The organism is Streptococcus sp. DD04 (genome assembly GCF_001578725.1).
Lineage (GTDB): Bacteria > Bacillota > Bacilli > Lactobacillales > Streptococcaceae > Streptococcus > Streptococcus sinensis.
Genome location: NZ_KQ968977.1, coordinates 153,975 through 156,609, shown reverse-complemented (window position 1 = coordinate 156,609; position 2,635 = coordinate 153,975). Strand labels below are relative to the sequence as shown.

Here is a 2,635-nt window from a genome sequence, read left to right as displayed (position 1 = left end):
GAATGCGTCTCATGTTTCTTTAGAGCATGACTATGAAGTGACTGGTCTAGAGCTGGACACCTTGGTTCACACGGCCTGGGAGCAAAAAGGTGTTCTGGGGGCTCGTATGACTGGAGCAGGCTTCGGTGGTTGCGCCATTGCTTTGGTTCAAAAAGATACTGTCGAGGCCTTTAAGGAAGCTGTAGGCAAACATTACGAGGAAGTCGTTGGATACGCTCCAAGCTTCTATATCGCTGAAGTTGCAGGTGGCAGTCGAGTTTTAGACTAGGAGAGAAGTAAATGGACGCTGTAATATTTGATTTAGATGGCTTATTAGCTGATACTGAGATCATTTCTCTAAAAGTTTATCAAGAATTGCTTGAAGATTTTGGAATTCCTTTCACAGAAGAAACATATTCTAGAGAATACAGTGGACATAGGGAAGAGGAGAATGTTCAACGATTTTTGGACACCTATGATTTACCTTGGAACTTTGACCAAACCTTAGAAAAAGTTTATGAACTGGAAGCTCGAATATTAGCCAAAGGTGTAAATTTAAAAAAAGGTGCTAAAAATTTGCTTGCTTTTTTGCAAAGAGAAGGTATTCCAATCGCCTTAGCAACTTCAAGTGTTGAATCTAGAGCTAGAATGATTTTGGATAGTAATGGTATACTGGCTCTATTTGATCATCTAGTTTTTGCAAAAGATGTAAAGCGAAGCAAACCTTACCCTGATATATTTTTAAAGGCCTGCAGTGATTTGAATGTTTTACCAGAGAATTGCTTAGTATTAGAGGATAGTGAAGCAGGGATTGAAGCAGCGTATAGAGCTGGGATACCAGTTATTTGTATTCCAGACTTAAAAATGCCAGCGCAGTCTTTCTTAAATAAAACAGAACAAGTTTTTCAGGATTTAGACGCTGTCAGAGACTATTTAGAATGTAAGAAGGAGAATCAATGAGTCAGGAAGTTATAGATGCATTTATCACAGAAGTCATTTCTGAAAGTTCATTTGAGGAAATGGATCGAATCTACCTGACCAATCGTGTTTTGGCACGAGTGGGAGATGGTGTTTTAGAAGTTGAGACTGAGTTGGATGACTTGATTGACCTCAAGGACCAGCTGGTTGAGGAGGCAGTTAGATTAGAGACGATTGAGGATAGTCAGACTGCGCGTGAAATCCTTGGTGCTGAGCTTATGAACTTCATCACACCAGCCCCTAGTCAGCTCAATCGGGATTTCTGGACGACTTATGCTTCCAATCCCGAGCAAGCTGTGGCTGATTTTTACCAGCTTAGTCAAAAGAATGACTATATCAAGGTCAAGGCTATTGCTAAAAACATTGCTTTCAAAGCGCCAACTGAATACGGAGATTTGGAAATCACCATTAATCTCTCTAAGCCAGAAAAGGATCCCAAGGAAATTGCGGCAGCTAAAAAGGCTAAGAACAGTAATTATCCAGCCTGCCAACTTTGCATGGAAAATGAAGGTTACCAAGGGCGCTTGGATCACCCAGCTCGCGCCAATCATCGGATTGTTCGCTTTGATTTGGCTGGACAGGAGTGGGGCTTCCAGTATTCGCCCTATGCTTATTTTAATGAACATTGCATTTTTCTGCACAGTCAACACCTTCCTATGTCCATCAGCCGGCTGACTTTTGAGCGCCTACTGGACATCGTCGAGACCTTTCCGGGCTATTTTGCTGGCTCCAACGCCGATCTGCCGATTGTCGGTGGCTCCATCCTGACCCACGACCACTATCAGGGCGGACGTCATACTTTCCCTATGGAAATAGCAGAGCTGGATTACAGCTTTACTTTTAGCGGATTTGATGAGGTAGAGGCAGGCATTGTCAAGTGGCCCATGTCCGTCATTCGGCTGAGATCTGAGAAGAAGGAACAGTTGATTGAGTTGGCTGACAAGATCTTGCAAGTTTGGCGGACTTATTCTGACCCGAGTGTGCAGGTCTTGGCAGAGTCTGAGGGTGAGTCGCACCATACCATCACACCGATTGCTCGCAGAAAAGATGGAGCTTTTGAGCTTGACTTGGTCTTGCGGGACAATCAAACTTCACAAGAACATCCGGACGGCATTTATCACCCTCATGCAGATGTGCAGCATATTAAGAAAGAAAATATCGGTCTGATTGAGGTTATGGGACTGGCTATTCTGCCGCCTCGGCTCAAGGAAGAACTCAAGCAGGTGGAACTTTTCTTGCTGGGAGAAGACTGTCAGGTTGCTGGCTATCATCAGGAGTGGGCGAACCAACTTAAGACTCAGTATCCGGATATTGCTGCTGAGACTGTTGGACAAGTGGTTCAGGATTCAGTCGGTCAAATTTTCAGTCGAGTACTGGAAGATGCGGGAGTTTACAAGCGAACTGAGGAGGGCAAGGAGGCTTTCATGCGCTTCGTCCAATCCGTTGGCATCCAGCCCTAGGAAATGTGTTATAATGAATCTAGCGTAACAGGGAAAGGAAGTTTTATGGCGATTTTAGTATTAGGCGGAGCTGGCTATATCGGCTCGCACATGGTAGACCGTTTGGTAGCAGCAGGCAAGGAAGAGGTAGTCGTCGTTGATAATTTGGTGACTGGCCATCGGGCAGCTGTCCATCCGAAAGCGGTCTTTTATGAGGGGGATTTGGCGGATAAGGACTT

General features: G+C 44.6%; 3 protein-coding genes and 1 pseudogene. All 4 read left to right on the top strand.

Features of this window, described 5'->3' with window-relative positions:
• Window positions 1–268 (top strand): annotated as a pseudogene (locus STRDD04_RS03500) (galactokinase); the annotation flags it as partial.
• An 11-nt stretch (window positions 269–279) separates the two neighbouring features.
• On the top strand, window positions 280–939 hold the full coding sequence (locus STRDD04_RS03495) for an HAD family hydrolase (protein WP_062199384.1): 660 nt from the start codon (window positions 280–282) through the stop codon (window positions 937–939).
• Window positions 936–2,417 (top strand): UDP-glucose--hexose-1-phosphate uridylyltransferase, encoded by a 1,482-nt coding sequence (galT, locus tag STRDD04_RS03490; RefSeq protein ID WP_062199382.1) that lies wholly within the window; start codon window positions 936–938, stop codon window positions 2,415–2,417. Before STRDD04_RS03495 ends, galT begins: the two co-directional genes overlap by 4 nt.
• A 45-nt stretch (window positions 2,418–2,462) precedes the next feature.
• Window positions 2,463–2,635 (top strand): NAD-dependent epimerase/dehydratase family protein (locus STRDD04_RS11395; RefSeq protein ID WP_231853887.1); only part of this gene is annotated, 173 nt, incomplete at its 3' end.